The organism is Aminobacter sp. J41 (assembly GCF_000526635.1).
In the GTDB taxonomy this organism is placed as follows: Bacteria; Pseudomonadota; Alphaproteobacteria; order Rhizobiales; family Rhizobiaceae; genus Aerobium.
The window spans coordinates 1-17623 of sequence record NZ_JAGL01000023.1 but is presented as its reverse complement, the minus strand read 5'-3'; the positions used below and the strand labels follow the sequence as shown (position 1 = coordinate 17623).

General features: G+C 62.7%; 14 protein-coding genes and 4 pseudogenes. 9 read left to right on the top strand and 9 right to left on the bottom strand.

Features of this window, described 5'->3' with window-relative positions; translation table 11 throughout:
* Positions 1 to 21 precede the first annotated feature (21 nt).
* The gene (locus tag L630_RS0114970; protein ID WP_024849057.1) at positions 22 to 792 is read right to left on the bottom strand and encodes a DeoR/GlpR family DNA-binding transcription regulator; all 771 of its coding nucleotides are present in this window, start codon (positions 790 to 792) and stop codon (positions 22 to 24) included.
* 145 nt (positions 793 to 937) lie between these two features.
* Between L630_RS0114970 and L630_RS0114965 the strand changes: the two genes are divergently transcribed.
* From L630_RS0114965 to L630_RS0114950, 4 genes are all read left to right on the top strand, one after another.
* Complete coding sequence (locus L630_RS0114965) at positions 938 to 1852, top strand: choline/ethanolamine kinase family protein (RefSeq protein WP_024849056.1); 915 nt, start codon at positions 938 to 940, stop codon at positions 1850 to 1852.
* A complete protein-coding gene (locus L630_RS0114960) occupies positions 1849 to 4308 on the top strand; it encodes an FAD-dependent oxidoreductase (RefSeq protein ID WP_024849055.1) in 2460 nt (819 codons plus the stop codon). The genes L630_RS0114965 and L630_RS0114960 overlap by 4 nt, the downstream gene beginning before the upstream one ends.
* Positions 4309 to 4416: 108 nt before the next feature.
* Positions 4417 to 5643: an ethanolamine utilization protein EutH gene (gene eutH, locus L630_RS0114955; protein ID WP_024849054.1), complete on the top strand. Its 1227-nt coding sequence runs from the start codon at positions 4417 to 4419 to the stop codon at positions 5641 to 5643.
* Between the two features lie 120 nt (positions 5644 to 5763).
* Entirely contained in the window at positions 5764 to 6321 is a 558-nt protein-coding gene (locus L630_RS0114950; protein WP_024849053.1) for a dihydrofolate reductase family protein, read from the top strand.
* Here the strand turns inward: L630_RS0114950 and L630_RS0114945 are convergent.
* Positions 6318 to 7103, bottom strand: a complete 786-nt coding sequence (locus tag L630_RS0114945) for a helix-turn-helix domain-containing protein (protein ID WP_024849052.1) — start codon at positions 7101 to 7103, stop codon at positions 6318 to 6320. The two genes, L630_RS0114950 and L630_RS0114945, sit on opposite strands and share 4 nt — an antisense overlap.
* A 354-nt stretch (positions 7104 to 7457) precedes the next feature.
* On the opposite strand from L630_RS0114945, the pseudogene L630_RS21545 reads away from it, so the two are divergent.
* Positions 7458 to 7909: pseudogene (locus tag L630_RS21545) on the top strand (integrase core domain-containing protein); the annotation flags it as partial.
* Positions 7910 to 7992: 83 nt separating this feature from the next.
* Here L630_RS21545 and L630_RS22515 read toward each other — a convergent pair.
* The 7 genes and pseudogenes from L630_RS22515 to L630_RS0114905 all read right to left on the bottom strand — a co-directional run bounded on the left by L630_RS22515 (position 7993) and on the right by L630_RS0114905 (position 14634).
* Complete coding sequence (locus L630_RS22515) at positions 7993 to 8559, bottom strand: DUF1643 domain-containing protein (protein WP_245263758.1); 567 nt, start codon at positions 8557 to 8559, stop codon at positions 7993 to 7995.
* Positions 8560 to 8742: 183 nt separating this feature from the next.
* A pseudogene (locus L630_RS0114930) lies at positions 8743 to 9582 on the bottom strand (IS256 family transposase); the annotation flags it as partial.
* A 51-nt stretch (positions 9583 to 9633) separates the two neighbouring features.
* Positions 9634 to 10526, bottom strand: a pseudogene (gene istB, locus L630_RS21540) (IS21-like element helper ATPase IstB).
* Positions 10523 to 11995, bottom strand: a complete 1473-nt coding sequence (gene istA, locus L630_RS0114920; protein ID WP_084466069.1) for an IS21 family transposase — start codon at positions 11993 to 11995, stop codon at positions 10523 to 10525. Before istA ends, istB begins: the two are co-directional and overlap by 4 nt.
* 226 nt (positions 11996 to 12221) lie before the next feature.
* Positions 12222 to 12587: pseudogene (locus L630_RS21535) on the bottom strand (IS256 family transposase); the annotation flags it as partial.
* Between the two features lie 440 nt (positions 12588 to 13027).
* Complete coding sequence (locus L630_RS0114910) at positions 13028 to 14341, bottom strand: type II toxin-antitoxin system HipA family toxin (protein ID WP_034330487.1); 1314 nt, start codon at positions 14339 to 14341, stop codon at positions 13028 to 13030.
* 14 nt (positions 14342 to 14355) lie between these two features.
* Positions 14356 to 14634 (bottom strand): helix-turn-helix domain-containing protein, encoded by a 279-nt coding sequence (locus L630_RS0114905; protein ID WP_024849045.1) that lies wholly within the window; start codon positions 14632 to 14634, stop codon positions 14356 to 14358.
* 302 nt (positions 14635 to 14936) lie between these two features.
* On the opposite strand from L630_RS0114905, the gene L630_RS0114900 reads away from it, so the two are divergent.
* From L630_RS0114900 to L630_RS23280, 4 genes are all read left to right on the top strand, one after another.
* Complete coding sequence (locus L630_RS0114900; RefSeq protein ID WP_024849044.1) at positions 14937 to 15269, top strand: hypothetical protein; 333 nt, start codon at positions 14937 to 14939, stop codon at positions 15267 to 15269.
* Between the two features lie 47 nt (positions 15270 to 15316).
* Positions 15317 to 16573 (top strand): hypothetical protein, encoded by a 1257-nt coding sequence (locus L630_RS22900; protein WP_144708691.1) that lies wholly within the window; start codon positions 15317 to 15319, stop codon positions 16571 to 16573.
* Between the two features lie 81 nt (positions 16574 to 16654).
* Entirely contained in the window at positions 16655 to 17155 is a 501-nt protein-coding gene (locus L630_RS22895) for a hypothetical protein (RefSeq protein ID WP_144708692.1), read from the top strand.
* A 260-nt stretch (positions 17156 to 17415) separates the two neighbouring features.
* A partial coding sequence (locus L630_RS23280; protein ID WP_034330485.1) for a hypothetical protein occupies positions 17416 to 17623 on the top strand: 208 nt, incomplete at its 3' end.

The following is a 17623-nucleotide window of genomic DNA, read 5'->3' as shown; positions in this document are numbered from 1 at the left end:
GCTCACTCCAATCCGCGGGTCTCATTGGCTGATCGAAATGCGCACTTCGGCCGCGGCCAGCGCATCCGCAAGCTCCTGTGGCGGCATCCGGTTCGAGATCAGCTCGTCGAAATCAGCAAAGCCGCATACGCGCACCAGGCCCTTCTGTCCGAACTTCGAAGCGTCGGTCACCACCAGCCGCCGTCGGCCGCGGGTGAGCACCGCCTGTCCGAACTGGGCCTCCTCAAGGTCGTAGTCTGCCACGCCGTTCGCGGCATTGACGGCACCTGCGGAGATGATCGCGTGGTCGACGCTAAAGCGGCTGATGAACTCAATGGCCGAATAGCCAAGGGCCGCGCCGCTGTCGCTGCGCAACTCGCCGCCCGCCATGTAGACCTTGTTTCCGTTGACCGTGGCGAGCGTGCGGGCGATGTCCGACGAGTTCGTCACCACGGTGAGGCGACGATGGTCAAGCAGGGCACGCGCCAGCAGGCTCGTCGTCGTGCCAGTGTCGAGCATGATCGACTCGCCGTCTCTAATGGTCGAGGCCGCGACTCTTGCGATTGCTTCCTTCGCCTCACGGTTCTCGCGCATGCGGCGCTCGAAGGGCGCCTCGCTCACCACCGACGGCAAGCCGATTGCGCCGTGCATGCGCACGATATCGCCGCGCGAGGCGAGCGTCTTGATGTCACGCCGCACCGTCTCGGCCGACACGTCCAGCATCTGAGCCAGATCGTTGACGGCGATCGTGCCCTGCTCACGCAGGACAGTGAGGATGCGGCCGTGGCGGGGGGAGTAGTCGGTGAAGCTCATTCGGTGCGCCTGCAGAATGACTGTTTGTGCCTGTTTCGGAAGAGTCTACACGCAAGAACGGTCAAAAATCCACAATTCCAGTTGACTCTACGTAAAGCCGGATCAATCCTGTTTGTGGATGAAGTGTCAGACTGCGGGAGGTTGGATGGCGCATCAGCTCCGCGAAATCGGGACGGAACGTGAGGCCCAGATCAAGGCATTGCCGATCTGGAACGGTCCGATCGAGATAAGTCCGCTGCTGGGCGGCATCAGCAACGAGAGCTGGCTGGTGCAGGACCGCAACGGCGGCCATGTTGTCCGTCTCGGCGAGGATTATCCGTTCCACCATGTGCTGCGCGATCGCGAGCTGATGACGGCGCGCGCCGCCGAACGGGCGTCATTTGCGCCGCCGGTCGAATACGCCGAGCCCGGGATCATGGTCTCCCGTTACCTCGACGCGCGCACCTATAGGGATACTGACGTGCGCGCCAATATCAGCCGCATTGCCGAGACGGTGCGGGCGTTCCATCATGAAATGCCGCATCACGTTTCCGGCCCCGGCTTCATGTTCTGGCCGTTCCATGTGATCCGCGATTATGCGCGAACGCTGCGCGAAGGCGGCAGCCGCATGATCGAGAAGCTGCCGGACTATCTCGAACTCGCCGACGATCTCGAGGCCGCGCAGGTGCCGCTGCCGATCGTCTTCGGTCACAACGACCTTCTGCCTGCCAATTTTCTGGATGACGGCGACCGGCTCTGGCTGATCGACTTCGAATATGCCGGCTTCTCGACGGCGATGTTCGATCTTGCCGGGCTGTCTTCCAATGCCGGGTTCTCCGCCGAGGAGTCGGAGGAGCTGCTGGAAGTCTATTTCGGCCGCCCGCCGGATGAGGGCCTGCGGCGCTCGCTGGCAGCAATGCAGTGCGCGTCGCTGCTGCGCGAGGCGATGTGGAGTATGGTATCGGAGCTTTACCTCAACGCGCCCGGCACCGACTACGTCGCCTACACCGAGATGAACCTGCACCGTCTTGAGGCGGCGCTGGATGAATACCGCACGAGACATGGATGTGCCCGTCGATGAGTCAGACCCTTCCTTCCCACGCAGAGATCGTCGTCATCGGCGGCGGCATCAGTGGCTGCTCGACCGCCTACCATCTGGCACGCGACCACAAGGCTGATGTCGTCCTGCTTGAGCAGGGACAGATCACCTCAGGTTCGACCTGGCATGCTGCGGGTCTCGTCGGCCAGCTGCGCTCGTCGGCGTCGATCACCCGCGTCCTGAAATATTCGGTCGACCTCTACAAGCGCCTGCATGAGGAAACCGGCCTCGAGACCGGCTGGAAGATGACCGGCTGCCTGCGGCTGGCGACCACACCCGACCGCTGGACCGAGTTTCGCCGCCTTGCCACCACCGCGCGCTCCTTCGGCATGGAGATGCACCTCATCAGTCCTGAGGAGGTGAAGCGCATGTGGCCGCTGATGGAGACGTCCGACCTGATCGGCGCATCGTGGCTGCCCACTGACGGTCAGGCGAGCCCCTCCGACATCACTCAGTCGCTCGCCAAGGGGGCGCGGATGCACGGCGCGAAGCTGTTCGAGAAGGTGCGCGTCACCGGCTTCGTCATGGACGGCAACCGCATCACCGCCGTCGAGACCAATCAGGGGCGCATCAACTGCGAGAAGGTGGTCAACTGCGGCGGCCAGTGGGCGCGGCAGATCGGCGCGATGGCCGGTGTCAGCGTGCCGCTGCACCCTGTGAAGCACCAGTACATCGTCACCGAGAAGATCGAGGGCCTCTCGTCGGACGCCCCGACCATTCGCGACCCCGACCGGCGGACCTACTTCAAGGAAGAAGTCGGTGGCCTCGTCATGGGCGGCTACGAGCCGAACCCTCAGTCCTGGGCGACGGGTCTGCCAAATGGCGACGTGCCCGACGAGTGGGAGTTCCAACTGTTCGATGACGACTACGATCATTTCGAGCAGCATCTGACGCAGGCGATCGCCCGTGTGCCGGCTCTCGAAACCGTTGGCGTCAAGCAGATGATCAACGGCCCCGAAAGCTTCACGCCGGACGGCAATTTCATCCTCGGCCTCGCGCCCGAATGCGCCAACATGTTCGTTGGTGCCGGCTTCAACGCCTTCGGCATCGCCTCAGGCGGAGGCGCCGGCTGGGTGCTGGCCGAGTGGGTGGTGCGCGGTGAGGCTCCGCTCGACCTCTGGGTCGTCGACATCCGCCGCTTCTCAGGCCTTCACCGCGACCGCAAATGGGTCGAGGAGCGTACCCTTGAGGCCTACGGCAAGCACTACACCGTCGCCTTCCCGCACGAGGAGTACGAGAGCGGGCGCCCGCGCATCGTCTCGCCGCTCTATGAGCGCCTCAAGGGGTATCGCGCCGTGTTCGGTTCCAAACTGGGCTGGGAACGGCCCAACTGGTTTGCGCCTGAAGGAATGGAGCCCCGCGACATCTATTCGATGGGCCGGCAGAACTGGTTCGAGCACGTCGGCAACGAGCACGTTCACGTCCGCGAAAAGGTTGGCGTCTTCGACCAGTCGTCGTTCGCGAAGTATGAAGTGAGTGGCTCGGACGCGGCCAGCGCGCTGGAATATGTCTGCTCCAACTACGTCGCCAAGCCGGTTGGACGGCTCACCTACACGCAGATCCTCAACAGCCGCGGTGGAATCGAATGCGATTTGACCGTCGCACGCCTGGCCGAGGACAGGTTCTACATCGTCACCGGCACCGGTTCGCGCACGCATGACTTTGCCTGGATCAGGGATCATCTGCCGCAGGGTGCGAATGCGACGATCAAAGACGTCACCGAAGAGTTCGGCACTCTGTCGCTGATGGGGCCGAGGTCGCGCGATGTGCTCGCGGCCGTGACGGATGCGGATGTATCGAACGAGGCGTTCCCCTTCGGCCATGTGCGCGAGATCGAAGTCGCGGGGCACAAGGTGCGGGCGCTGCGCGTGACTTACGTCGGCGAACTCGGCTGGGAGCTGCACGTACCGCTCGCGGGCACCGGCGACGTCTTCGACGCGCTGATGCAGGCCGGCCAGCCGCACGGCATCTGCCCGGTCGGTTACCGCGCGATCGAGTCGCTGCGCCTCGAGAAGGGCTACCGCGCGTGGGGCTCGGACATCACGCCGAACGACAATCCGTTCGAGGCAGGCCTTGGCTGGGCCGTCAAGCTCAAGCGCAACATGCCCTTTGTCGGCCGCGAGGCGGTCGAGGCAGCATCGGTACAGCCGTTGCCGAAGCAGCTCGCCACCTTCACGACGATCGATCCGGACGTGGTTCTGCTCGGTCGCGAGACGATCCTGCGCAATGGCGAGCCGGTCGGCTACCTCACCAGCGGCGGCTTTGGCTACACGGTCGGCAAGCCGATCGGGCTTGGTTACGTGCGCAACGCCGAAGGTGTCGATGAGGCCTTCCTGAAGGCCGGGAAATACCAGCTGGTCGTCGCCAACGAGGTCGTCGACGCAACGATCCATCTGGAGCCGCTCTATGATCCGAAGGGAGAACGCGTCAAAGCCTGACGGCAATCGATGGGGCGGCATGAAGTGCCGCTGACGGCAGAGGGGAACCTGCCGGGCGGCGGAGAGGGGAAGCCGCGCGCATGAAGCGCGCCAATGGGAGGCCGGAAAATGGCGTCTATCGGTACCTACATCATCTACATCATCATGATATGCGCCGTCGCAGGCGCAATCGCGTCGATCCGTGACCCCGAAAAGGGGCTCGGTAAGGAATTCATCGAGGGCCTGCATTCGATCGGTCCGATCTTCATCCCCGTCGCAGGCATCATGGCCTCAATCCCGTATCTGTCCGAATTCATCCGCATCGCGGTGGGTCCCCTGTTCGGAATGGTGGGTGCTGATCCCGCCATTGCCGCAACGACGCTGATTGCGGGCGACATGGGCGGCTACCAGCTCGCCGATGCGCTGGCCGGATCGCGTGACGCGTGGCTCGTCGCGGCGATCGTGTCGTTCATGTCGGGCGCGACCATCATCTTTTCTATCCCGGTCGGTCTCGCCATGCTCGACAAGGCGGACCACAAGTACATGGCGCTCGGCATCATGTCCGGCATTCTCAGTGTGCCGATCGGCGTCTTCATCGCATCGGCCCTGATTTCGCTGTCCGGCCTCGAGATCCGTCCGGAAGTGTCAACGACGGCGGCAGCCACCCATGCAGTGACGATGGGCATCGGCGAGATCCTGCGCAATCTCTTCCCGCTGATCGTCTTCTGCGTTGCCATCGCTCTTGGCCTTCGCTTCGTGCCGGACGCGATGATCAAGGGCTTCCTGTGGTTCGGCCGCATCATGTATGCGGGCATCACCCTGGTGCTGGTCGCTTCCATCGTCGAGTACTTCACCGGCTTCTTCTCGGCGGTCTTCGGCTCGTGGGGCTTCGATCCCATCATTGCGGACGAGGCGGACCAGTTCCGCGCGCTGGAGATCGCCGGCTACATCGGTATCATGCTCGCGGGCGCGTTCCCGATGGTCTACCTGCTGACGAAGTATCTCGATGGCCCGATGAAGGCCCTGGGCTCACGCATCGGCGTCGAGCCGGAAGGTGCGGCGGGCCTGCTCGCGGCGAGCGCCAACATCCTTGCCATGTACCGTCTCGTCGGCCGCATGCGCCCGAAGGACAAGGTGCTGGCAATCGCCTTTGCCGTCTGCGCCGCCTTCACCTTCGGCGACCATCTTGCCTTCTCGGCCAACTTCCAGCCGACGATCATCCTGCCGCTGATGCTCGGCAAGCTGCTGGGCGGCGCGTCCGGGTTCCTGCTCGCCGTGTGGCTGTCGGTCCCGAAGGCCGAAGAGCTGGCACAAAAGGAACCGGCTGCCTCGGCAATCGCCCAGCCGGCGGAATAGGCGACAATCTTGCCCGGGAGCCTGCCAACCGGTGGGCTCCCCGCGCATGTCGGTTTGCATCGCACGCCCGCGCTCCATAGGATCATCCCCTGAACCAGGCCCAGCGCGGGAGGAACGTGCATGCGCAGACTCATTGTCTGGAACCTGATGTCCCTCGACGGTTCCTTCGAAGGCTTCGACAAGTGGGACCTCTCCATGCACGAGACGGCATGGGGTGAAGAACTCGAAGCATTCAGCCTCGAACAGCTGAACGACGCCGGCGTGCTGCTGTTCGGGCGTGTCACCTATGAAGGGATGGCGGCGCACTGGACGAAGGCCACGGGCGCCATAGCCGACTTCATGAATTCCATCGAGAAGATCGTCGTCTCGCGAACCCTCAAGGACGCGGACTGGAACAACAGCCGCGTCCTCGACGCAGACATGCCAGAAGCGATCAGGAAGCTGAAGGCCGAGCCCGGCAAGAACATTTACGCGTTCGGCAGTGCCGATCTGGTGGCGCAGCTTCTGCGGCACAAGCTGGTTGACGAATACCGGCTCTGCCTCGCGCCGGTTGTCCTTGGCAAGGGGAATCCCCTTTTCAAGCCGTTCGAGGGGCAACTGCGCATGCGGCTCAAGGAAACGCGGCCGCTGAAGACGGGTGCCGTCATCCTGTTCTACGAGCCGCAATACAGCGCCTAGAGCTCGGCATGCATGTCGCGGAACAGGCGCGGGGCGATGCCGAAGCGCCGCTCGAACGCCTCGGTGAGTCGCGCCGGCGGGTAGAGCCCGACCTGCGCCGCGACCGACTTGAGCGACAGGCCGCGTGACAAGAGCATGCGCGCGGCATCCAGCCGGGCGATCTCGACGAAGCGGGCAGGGGTCTCGCCGGTCGAGGCGACGAATTTGCGGTGAAAGGTGCGCTCCGTCATGCCCGCGCGTTCAGCGAGGATCGGGACATCGAGTTGCGCGCCGAGGTTTTCCTGGATCCACTCGATCAGCTCGGCGAAGGGGCTATCGCCCTTCACCTGAGCCTGCAGGACCGGGCTGAACTGCGACTGGTAGCCCGGCCGCCGCGCATAGAGCACCAGCCGTTTCGCCACCTCGCTGGCAATCGTGGAGTCGATGTCCTGTGCCACCATTGCCAGCGCCATGTCGATGCCGGTGGTGACACCTGCCGAGGTCCATACCTCGCCGTCGACGACATAGAGCGCGTCGGAGTCGACGCTGACGTTGGGAAAGGCTGCCGTCAGCGGCTCGCTGGAGTCCCAGTGAGTGGCAACCCGTTTGCCGTCGAGGAAGCCAAGCGCAGCAAGGACAAAGCCCCCGGTGCAGACCGAGCCATAGCGCTTCGTCTGCGGAACGAGCCGGGGCAGCGCGCGCCTCAGCGCCTCGTCCCTGACGGCTTCGAGCAGCGGTTCCCGCTCGGCACCGGCAATCAGCAGCGTGTCGACGTCGGCGGGGAGGATGGGACTCTTCGCCAATTAAGCGCAAAAAGCTGCTTTCTCGCCTGTCTTTCTGGGCGGGAACACTTCAGCGATACTTTCCACGGTACATAGCACGATACTGCAGCCCTGAGAGCCCCTTCAGGCAAACTTTGCCTTCCGATCGGCAGGGCCAATTTGCACGTGCTACTGCGGTGGGCGAGCGTCGCCATCACGTTGCCGCAACGGGCTCGAACTTTCGGCAGGCATTGCAGTGGGCTAGGTGCGGCGGAGGCAAAGGCCCCGAGGCGGGAAGCCGGGGTTGCAGTGGAGCAGGGCGAACGACGTTCTTCGCCCCCTGCAACCCCGAGCCCGAAGATCCATCGGTTTATGTAGGGCAATTCCGACAGTTGCCGCCTCCGGATCCTGTGCGTCATCGACGACCTCAGCCGGGAGTGCCTGGTGTGCGTCGTCGACAACTCGATCTCGGGCGAACGCGTCGCCCGCGAACTCGACATCATCGCCGAGCATCGCGGCTACCCCTGCATGATCGTGTCAAACAACGGCACCGAGCTGACCTCGAATGCCATCCTGGCATGGCAGGAAGATCGGCGTATCGAGTGGCACTACATCGTGCCGGGCAAACCGAGGCAGAATCGCTTCGTGGAGAGCTTGAACGGTCGGCTGCGCGACGATTGTCTTGGTGAGCGGCTCTTCACCAGTGATCGGCCGCCCGAGACAGCATCGAAGAATGGGGGATCTACTACAATCTGAACCGCCCCCACACCAGCAGCGACGGGCACACACGCAACGAATTTGGAACCCCGTCCACATCGTGCCACAACGTGAACAGGGCTAACTTATAGGCGCGGACAAAACGGGGAGCAGGTCAGCCCGAAGGCGACGTCTTCGCCTACTGCTCCATAGCGAAGGTCGTGATGACGCTTCTTCAACGGTTGGGCATGCTCAAGCGGAACGGCTCTGGGCGTGTCCCGTGTGAGATGCGGCTCGCATGCCGAGGGTTGCCGTCGCGGTTCGTCTTCAGACACCAGAGGTTCAAAGGCCAACCCTTCTCGTCGTCAATGCGTTGAAGAAGATTGGCAACAAAATCAGCGGTGGAGGGAGGACCAGCGCTTCCCCATGCAGCCATAGCCGCATCGTTGGGGGCTATATCGCGGGCGATCAGAGCGTGGGTGCGCTCGATCGGTTCCTTGCCATGCTCCCGCAGGAACCTGGCAAGCGTCGCAGGCTTGGGATCAGCGAACGGGAAGACGTTGTAGGTAATGAAGCCGTCGAACCCCCACCGCCAACTAAGCATTGCCATGCACCAGCCTGCCCCCTTGCGCGGCAACGGTGTGGGAACGTCGTTTCCTGGTGTACCCGCTGGATTAAGCACTATCCAAGATAGCAGGCGAGGCTCCTTCGAATAAAGGTTCCATAGCCTGAGCCGCTTCCACCGAAGGCAACCATCAAAACTGTCCTGAATTATCGCGTTATCGGGTCTTCCGTCACGCATGAGTGGAGACTTGAGTATGCCCGTAACATGCGACGACATATCTTCCTCTTGCGCATCGTGAGAACAGTCGGTGCAACCGCCGGCAGCCGGCAGCCATAACGTTCATGCCGCCACTGATGGTGTCCCACGGCGTGGTGTAGCTGGCGGCGTTGTTCGCCGTGCTCTCCGCCATTGCCGGGTTGATCAGCGCGCCACTGCCGGCAGGCTGATGAGGGGATCATCGCTCAACTGGCCGACGCTTTCCAGCGTCATGTAGCGGGCGCGCTGGACGGCCCACTCGTCGTTCTGTTCAAGCAGCAAGGCTCCGACGAGCCTCACGATGGCGTCGTCATTCGGGAAGATGCCGACGACGTCGGTGCGCCGCTTGATCTCGCCATTGAGCCGCTCGATGGGGTTGGTCGAATGGAGCTTGGCGCGGTGCTCCTTCGGGAAGGTCATGTAGGCGAGCACGTCTGGCTCGGCGTCGTCGAGGATGGCGGCGAGCTTGGGCACCTTCGGCCGGATCTGGTCGGCGACGGCCCGCCACTGGGTGCTGGCGGCTTCCGGTGTCTCCTGGGCGAAGGCAGTGGCGATGAAGGCAGAGACGACGCGGCGACTGCTCTTGCCGGCATGGGCCAGAACGTTGCGCATGAAGTGGACGCGGCAGCGCTGCCAAGTGGCCGAGAGAACCTTGGTGACGGCAGCCTTGAGGCCTTCATGGGCGTCGGAGACCACGAGCTTGACTCCGCGCAGGCCTCGGCGGGTCAGCTTGCGCAGGAACTCGGTCCAGATCGGCTCGGCCTCCGAGGTGCCAATCTCCATGCCCAGAACCTCGCGCCGGCCGTCCGTGTTGACGCCGACCGCGATGATGACGGCGACGGAGACGATGCGGCCGCCTCGACGGACCTTGAGGTAGGTCGCGCCGATCCACAGGTATGGCCAGTCGCCTTCGATCGGCCGTTCGAGGAAGGCCTTCACCTTGCCGTCGATCTCCTCGCAGAGCCGCGACACCTGGCTCTTCGAGATGCCCGACATGCCCATCGCCTATGGCGCGGCGATCAGGATGAGACGGCGGCGACAATCTAGATGAGACTCTTATGTCGCGGTGGATTGGAAGTTATCAGGCTGATTGTCGCTGGCAAGTGCTTCGTCGGTTTCTGATTGCCGCTCCGCGACAGGTTCGTGCGCGTTTTTGATTGTCGCGTAGGAGGCGGGTCTGCCGCGCTGGCGTTTGGCTTCCATCGCGGATCTGCGCCGATAGCTTTCGACATTCATCTCGAAGATCGTTGCGTGGTGGACGAGGCGGTCGACGCGGCGAGGGTCATGGCGGGGTCCGGGAAGACCCTGTTCCATTCTCCGAAGGGCTGATTGGCGGTGATCATGATGGAGCGCCGCTCGTAACGGGCAGAGATGAGTTCGAAGAGCACGCTCGTCTCAGCCTGGTCCTTGGTAACGTAGGCCAGATCGTCGAGGATGAGCAGATCGAACTTGTCGAGTTTTGCGACGGCGGATTCGAGCTGCAGCTCACGCCGCGCAACCTGAAGCTTCTGGACGAGATCGGTGGTGCGGGTGAACATCACGCGCCAGCCGTTCTCGATCAGCGCAAGGCCGATGGCTGCGGCGAGATGGCTCTTGCCGCCGCCGGGCGGCCCGAACATGAGGACGTTGGCGCCCTTGGCGAGCCAACTGTCGCCGGCGGTGATCGCCATGACCTGGGCCTTGGAGACCATGGGCACGGCGTCGAAGGCGAAGCTGTCGAGCGTCTTTCCGGACGGCAGGTGCGCCTCGGCCAGATGCCGCTCGATCCTGCGGTGGGCGCGCTCAGCCAACTCGTGTTCGGCGATGGCCGAGAGAAAGCGTGCGGCCGGCCATCCCTCCCGATCCGCCTGTTCGGCAAATTGCGGCCAGAGTGTCTTGATCGTCGGCAGCCTCAGTTCGTTGAGCATGATGCCGAGCCGGGCTTCGTCGATGGTATGGGCGCCCTTCATGCGACGTCTCCCGCATACGCCGTGCCGATCAGGGCTTCATAGCCGTTGAGCGACGCCAGTTGCACATGAACGGTGGGCAATCGGGCCGGGTCCGGCGCGAAGAGCATTAGCAGGGCGGCAAGGTCAGGCAAGTCGCCAGCGTCGAGCGTTCTGGCAAGCTCCTCGGCCAGTTCACGTTCGCAGCCGCGATCATGGGCCAAGGCCAGCAGTTCGACGGTGATCTTGCAGGCCTGCTTGTCGGGAAGATGCTCTATGAGAACCTCAAAAGCCCTGCGGTATTCCTGACGCGGGAACAGCTTGTCGCGATAGACGAGCCCGCGAAGCGCCATCGGCTTCTTGCGCAGGGAATGGATCACATGGTGGTAATTGACGACCTGGTCATGCCGGCCATCGGCATGGCCACGCCCGCGGGGCAAGGTCATCAGATGCGTGCCGCCGATGAAGACCTCGAGGCGATCGTCGAAGAGGCGTACACGAAGCCGATGCCAGATCAGGCGGGAGGGCACGGTGTAGAAGACCTTGCGCAAGGTGAAGCCGCCGGTGCGCGATACCGTGACGACTATCTCGTCGAAGTCGGTGGTGCGACGATCGGGAAGCCCCTGCAAATGCGAACGCTCGGCGTCGATGCGCTTGCCGTGTGCCGCATTGCGGCGGCTGGCAATCTCATCGATGAAGATGCGGTAGGAGCCGAGATCGTCGAAGTCCCTTGTTCCGCGCATCAGCAGGGCGTCACGAACGGCGTTCTTGAGATGGCCGTGGGAGCTTTCGATCGAGCCGTTCTCGTGAGCGATGCCTTTGTTGTTGCGGGTTGGCGTCATGCGGTAGTGGGCGCACAGTTCCTCATAGCGGCGCGTGAGATCGGCCTTTGCGTCGGCATCGAGGTTGCGGAAGGCGGCCGACAAGCTGTCGCTGCGGTGATAGAGCGGCGTGCCGCCAACAGACCACAACGCGTTCTGCAACCCCTCGGCCAGGGCGACGAAGCTTTCGCCGCCGAGGATGACATGGGCGTGCTCAAAGCCCGACCAGGCGAGCCGAAAGTGGTAAAGGAGGTGGTCGAGCGGCTGACCGGCGATCGTTACGCCGAGGCTGCTCATGTCGGTAAAGTCTGACAGCCCCAGTCGGCCGGGCTCGTGCGTCTGGCGGAAGATCACCTCCTGTGCCTCACCGTGAACAGCCCGCCATGACCGGATCCGTCGCTCAAGCGTACGGCGAATGCCTTCGGACAATTCCGGATGGCGCCGCAGCATCTCGTCGTAAACGGCGACGGCACGGATGCCGGGAGCGGCCTTCAGAAGCGGAACGACCTCCGCGTCGAAGATGTGCTCAAGCGGATCGGGGCGACGCCGACCGCGCGGCGGCCTGTTTTGCGATGGAAGGCTGGCTTCCTTCTCGATGCGATAAGCCGTCGCCCGGCTGACCGACGCCTTTGCGGCAGCGACCTCAACAGAATGCGTTTGTCGGTACTTCATAAAAAGCCTCGTCTGATGATCGGTTACATGGCGACCCGGCACAAAGGTGATTCTCCATTCCAGAAAACCACCCACGCTACCGGGCCGACCGCGATCATGAGACGCCGAAAAATGCGCCGCGGCGGGGATGTAACTCCGATCGGGCTACGCCCTCCCTTCGCCACACCCCCCCCCGCCGAGTCTCATCCTGATTGACGCTGAATCTCACCTTGATTGTCGCCGCGCACATCGCCTTGACGAGCTCGTCGACCGAGCGCGTCGAGATGCCGTGGACGTAGGCTTCCTGGATCACCGCCGTCAGCGCCTTCTCGGCCATGCGGCGCGGTTCCAGAAAGCCAGGGAAGTAAGAACCTTTCCGGAGCTTGGGAATGCGCAGCTCGACGGTGCCCGCGCGCGTCTCCCAGTCCCTGTCGCGATAGCCGTTGCGCTGGGCCGTCCGAAGCGAAGACTTCTCGCCATAGGCGGCGCCGGTTGCAGCACCCACCTCCATCTCCATCAGCCGCTCGGCGGCGAAACCGATCATCTCGCGCAGGAGATCGGCATCCGCGCTCTTCTCGACTAGCGCACGCAGGTTCATCATCTCGTCGGTCATCGGTGGTCTCCCCAGAAAGGTTGGCTTCGACAACCAGACCCTACCGGAAAACGCCGATGACCACCGCGCTACCCACCTACACCACGTCCCGGGACGTCACCCCGCCACTCTCAATTCAAGGTATCGTGCCCTATTTCGAAACATAGACTGAACAGACTTCCTTGTGGCATCCTTAGTCTTCCCGAAAAGTCTTGGCCAAGTTAGGAGTGAGAGCGACGCGAGGCACAGTCACCAAGTGACCTCTGGCGCGGGCTGCAACACGTCCTAGGCGAACTGCTTGGACCCTGTTCGTAACGTGTTCGCCGTCATTTCGAGACTAGGCGACAGAGCTATGCGAGAAGTACCTCGGCCCGGCACGCGAAGCGAACCTCCTCCTGGCATCCGATTTGAACGTCGGCCGAAGTAAGGCTGCTGGCGGACTTCTTAATCGCGACCTCAGCCTAATCTGCCGCTATTTCCGCCCCATAGAAGCTGGCCAGGCAATTGACGCGCCTTGATATTGCATCGACGAGACGGACGACGATCTCGTGGGTGATCCCGTCCATCCTCAGGTCGCGGTCACAGTCTGCTGCCACGTCCGGGATCACCGCCAGCTGGTGACGGATGGTCCCCAGCGTGAATTCTCGGCCAACCTTTGCCGACGTAGCGCAGCGCTCCCAGTCGCGCGGCATGATTTCCTCGATCGAGTAGACCTTGTCGACCCTCATTGAGAGCTTGAGGTCGTTTAACTGAGCCTCGATCCCGGCCTCGCCGAGGTGGGGCAGGATGGAGGAGACGTCGTAGAGTGGGGCGAGGCGCGCGTCAGCTTTAGGCCCAAGCAGCATCGAGTAGTTCTTTGCGTGCGCGTCGGTGCCGCCAATGATCCAGTTGAAGATCACCGCGGCGAGGAAAGTTTGGCGTTCGCGGACCGGATCTTGTGAGGCTGGCAGCACTCTCGTGGAAATCGCGGCGATGCCGGGGCCGCCCTGGTTCTCGTACTTGCCCGTCGGCATCACCGACAGCGCCTGGCACATGTCTTCCTGATGGATACGGATGATCCGGCCGTTGACCCTGCGACGGTCGTAGCGCTCGACGACGAGCGCCTTCTCGCCTGCGAATTCCAGGACTTGGCTTTGTGCGACGTCCAGGCCAAGCTTGCGCGCAAGGCGCAGACAGAAGTGTTCGTTCTCCGCATAGCCGTTGAGGTGCGGCATCGGCGGCTTGATGATGTGGGTCGTGGGTACATTGCCAACAGGTATCCCCCAGCGGCCGCTGTCACTGTCAAAATAGAGCGCCGTCTTCGGCTGAGCTCCGGCAAGGGTGAACTGCCCGGGATCGCCAATGCGCCGGGTCGCTGCAGCATCTTTTCGCAGTTCGCGCAGCCGCTCGCCAACCTCTTCCTCGGTTAGGAACAAGACGTCATCGTCGCTCGATGCTGGTTCTCCATGCGGGAGAAACTCGACAGCGCCCGCGCAGTCGCGGCCGACGTGCTTGAGCAAGGCAAGCGGGTTTCGGGCCGAGACCTGGAACCGCCGCACCCATCCAGCGAGGATCTCCTCATTGTCCGGCAGCAGCCCCCACAAGAATGCCTCTACGACCTTGCCCTCGTAGGTCCTCCTGATCGTTGGCATGGAGAGCGAGAGCGGGATTTCCGCCCGGCCGTTGATCCATTGTTCGTGATAGGAGAACGAAAGCCTGCCGCCAGGAAGTTGGCGAAGCTCGCCCGCGGGTTTGCCAGCAATATGGACGTCGAGGATGTCGGCCGGGCGGCTCATGGGGTCACTGTCGGCTAAAGCTTGTATGGGACGTCGTCATCGTCAGGCAGATCAACACCATCATCAGCGGTAGACGTTGGCGCGGGAGGAAGCCTGAAATCCATCTCCACGCCAAGCGTGGTCAGTGCCAGCAGCACACTGCCGATCTCAGCCGTTGGCTTGCCGTTCTCGACCCACGATATCCACGTCTGCGTCGAATTGATCATCCTCGCCAGCGCAGCTTGCGAGAGGCCCTTGCGCGCGCGAGCTTCCTTCATCAGGAGGCCGATATCTCGGGTGGTCTTGATCTTCATGCTAGCCGCTAAAAGACCTCGGATGATATGCGTTCGTATATAAAACGGATCAATATACGATCGTATATTAGCGTGGTCTCCCGCTGATCGCCAGTGGGTGGTTGATCATGCTGCCGACGCGGCCTGTTAACCATGCGATCGCGAAAAAATTCGAGATCCCGAAAATTAGGGGCTCAGATCTCCGGCGGATCCTGCCAGGGTGATCTTGGCGGCGGGGCGGTCCTGCCGTCTCAGGCGGCCTCCGTCGATGTTGGCGCATCAACGAAGGCCTGACCCGCAACCTGGTAAGGAGGTCTTGGGCTATGTCTACTGGTACTCTGAACTCTCTCCCGAAAGAAGCCGCACGCAGTGCGAGCCCCCAGCTTGCAGCAGCCGATGCTTTCGCTACGCATGTTGGCGACGTCACACTTGAGCTCGCGGACCTGACCCTCGGACAGCTCTCTGCTGTCGCAGCTCTGTTGCTTGCCCTGGAAGAAGCGAATGCACGTGCGCTTGCGGCAGAACGAGCGCTGGCCAATCTGCTCCACGGCGGCAGCGGCGGTACCTTCATTAGCGCCGCATCCGAATTGCTGGGCGATGCATCCTCTTTCGAAGACGATAGCGGCGATCTCGATCTGCTGAAGGTTGCAGCCTGACGCACACCTAAAACGTGAAGCGCCCATAGATCCTTCAGGAGAGATCCATGTCAGTTATCCAAGCCATCAACGGGCGGCCGATCCGTCACATGCGTGCGACGGCCCTTCCTCGCGCCGCCAGAGGAGGGGAGGTCGCCGACGTTCAGGCATCGCGCAGCCGTTGCCGTACTTCGGTGGTATCCGCCAGGGAGGAGCCCCGTCTCGACCGCAGTGCGACGGACCGAAATACTGGAGCAGGCGAGGGGCGTACCGCCACCCGTCCAAGAGCAAGTGCTCACCGAAAGGACGCGGGCAGGGACGTCGCAGCTCTGGGAGGCCTCGGAAATGGAGGTGGTGGCGATGCCGAGGGTAGCCGGAATGCCGACTTCGATCTCCTGATCGAGGATGCCATCGGCGCGATCCTTGTTGCGGGTGATCGGGCAGATCAGGTTTTTGGTTCCTTTGCCGAACTCAACTCGCTGGTCCGTGCGGTCACCTATCACGAGGGTAAGCTCCTCGAGCTTGGCGTTGCTCGCCTTGCCTCGGAGAATCCGGCTCTGACACTCATGCCTGGCGAGACCGCGCTGCCGATCGTGCCTGCCGCGGCCGAGATGCTGAAGCGTAATGGCTGGGATGCCCTCAAAGGTATCCGGTTGCGCTCTGAGGTGCACTACAGGACCACCTACACGCCGGATCTATTCATCGTCGATCACGCCAAGCATTCGGCTCTGATCCTCGACGTCAAACGCTCGCTTGCCACCTATCAGGAGCGCAGGCTTGTCGCCTTGCGCGAGCGCATGATGGCTGCAGCGCTGATCGCTGCAGACTGGCTTCATATTGAAGGCCGGGTTGCTGGGGTGACGTCCGTTGAAATCGCCATCATCGATGGCTCCAGCGAACGCCGCGATCGCCGGAGTGGCATCTTTGCGCTTGATGAGATCGGTGAACTGATCGGCGTGCCCGATGCAGGGGCGGCGTTGCTCGAGCTTCGGGCAAAGTTTGCCTGCCGCGTTCAGGAGGAGATCCGGGCGGCCTGCCTTCGTGCGATCGGCGACATCGATCTTCCGGGCAGCTTTGGGGCTGAGGACGTAGACGGCACCGACGATGTCGCTCTCGACGAGGTGATCACGTCAGGGGAGGGGTCTGAACATGCGCTCGCTGGTCTTGACCACGAAGGAGCGCGGGGCCGCCTGGCAGACGAGGTTGAGACTGTGTTGACCGCGAACCGTCGCGGAGCTCGTACCGTCAGAGGCCGCGGGACAGATGTGCCTCGGTCGGAGCAGCCGCCGATCCTCGTTGGATTTGCGCGCGGCGAAGTCCCTTAACACCGTCTGAGCAACCAGCCTCAACCTGAAATCTCGACCATCACACCATGCGTGCTCGCCGCGCCACAGGAGCTTTTTGCCATGAACAATATGATCATCCCATTCCCGCAGACGCCTCAGTCAGCGCAGCAGCCACCTCGGAAGGCTTTCCCCGTTGCTGGTCGCAGAGCTGCCCAGGATGTGTCCGATATTCGTCCAGCTGCAGGGATGAACCATGCAGAGGATAACGCCCCTGGCTTTTTCGTCGACAGCCCGGTCGCGGCTGTGCTTGAAGCAGCTGGGCACAGCAGGGCCTGCGTCACCCGCATCCGTTCGGGTCTCAGCATCTCATGCTCCTGCGAAACCACCCCGGAGCCTTCTGACGTCGCAGCAAAGACAGTCGGACTGGCGATCAGATTTGCCCGCATCTCGGCGACCCGCCAGTTGCCGATTCCCCCTGGTGTCATTACCGGGCTGGTCGAGCAGGTTGATGCGGGCAATGCTGCCGCCGTCCTGGTGTGGAGGTGGTTGGTACAGCGCGGGCAAATTCCTGAAAGCTGCCCAGCGCGTCCGCGACTGCGCATCGCCTGTGCGCCGTCGTGACGTCAGAATGGAAGAAGCCCTGCCTCTTCCTTTTTGGATCCATCGAATAGCTCCGACTTGGAATTCTCTGCGACGGCTCTCCGCTTCCCAACGATGCGCAGACGCGTGACGCTTGTTCTTGCGGTCGCGCGTCAGGCGTCAACGACCAAGGGCAACAGCCGACGGCATAGCAATCGGCAATGGACACGACGAGCCCTTGGCTTCGGTGCCGATCAGAGCTCGGCGGAGCTTTCACACGCTAACAGAAGGAACTTTTTCGAATGCTGAAGTTCGACCCTCGTTCTCCTGATCAAGGGGCCGCCTTTGAGACAACACTCGCCGCATTCGTGCGCTTGCAGCCGAGATGGAACGGATCAGCCAGGGCACGCCTGTCGAAGAACTTGTGGGAGGACCATCCCCGCTTCTTGATCGGTGGAGCATCTCCGAGCGTCCGGCAGGCTGTCTCGTCGGGCTTGCAAGCGGACATCC

What these genes read in the sequence shown, in the direction of transcription:
- L630_RS0114970 (WP_024849057.1), bottom strand. Translation starts at nt 792, where the DNA reads ATGAGCTTCACCGACTACTCCCCCCGCCACGGCCGCATCCTCACTGTC.
- L630_RS0114965 (WP_024849056.1), top strand. Translation starts at nt 938, where the DNA reads ATGGCGCATCAGCTCCGCGAAATCGGGACGGAACGTGAGGCCCAGATC.
- L630_RS0114960 (WP_024849055.1), top strand. Translation starts at nt 1,849, where the DNA reads ATGAGTCAGACCCTTCCTTCCCACGCAGAGATCGTCGTCATCGGCGGC.
- eutH (WP_024849054.1), top strand. Translation starts at nt 4,417, where the DNA reads ATGGCGTCTATCGGTACCTACATCATCTACATCATCATGATATGCGCC.
- L630_RS0114950 (WP_024849053.1), top strand. Translation starts at nt 5,764, where the DNA reads ATGCGCAGACTCATTGTCTGGAACCTGATGTCCCTCGACGGTTCCTTC.
- L630_RS22515 (WP_245263758.1), bottom strand. Translation starts at nt 8,559, where the DNA reads ATGCGTGACGGAAGACCCGATAACGCGATAATTCAGGACAGTTTTGAT.
- istA (WP_084466069.1), bottom strand. Translation starts at nt 11,995, where the DNA reads ATGAAGTACCGACAAACGCATTCTGTTGAGGTCGCTGCCGCAAAGGCG.
- L630_RS0114910 (WP_034330487.1), bottom strand. Translation starts at nt 14,341, where the DNA reads ATGAGCCGCCCGGCCGACATCCTCGACGTCCATATTGCTGGCAAACCC.
- L630_RS0114905 (WP_024849045.1), bottom strand. Translation starts at nt 14,634, where the DNA reads ATGAAGATCAAGACCACCCGAGATATCGGCCTCCTGATGAAGGAAGCT.
- L630_RS0114900 (WP_024849044.1), top strand. Translation starts at nt 14,937, where the DNA reads ATGTCTACTGGTACTCTGAACTCTCTCCCGAAAGAAGCCGCACGCAGT.
- L630_RS22900 (WP_144708691.1), top strand. Translation starts at nt 15,317, where the DNA reads ATGTCAGTTATCCAAGCCATCAACGGGCGGCCGATCCGTCACATGCGT.
- L630_RS22895 (WP_144708692.1), top strand. Translation starts at nt 16,655, where the DNA reads ATGAACAATATGATCATCCCATTCCCGCAGACGCCTCAGTCAGCGCAG.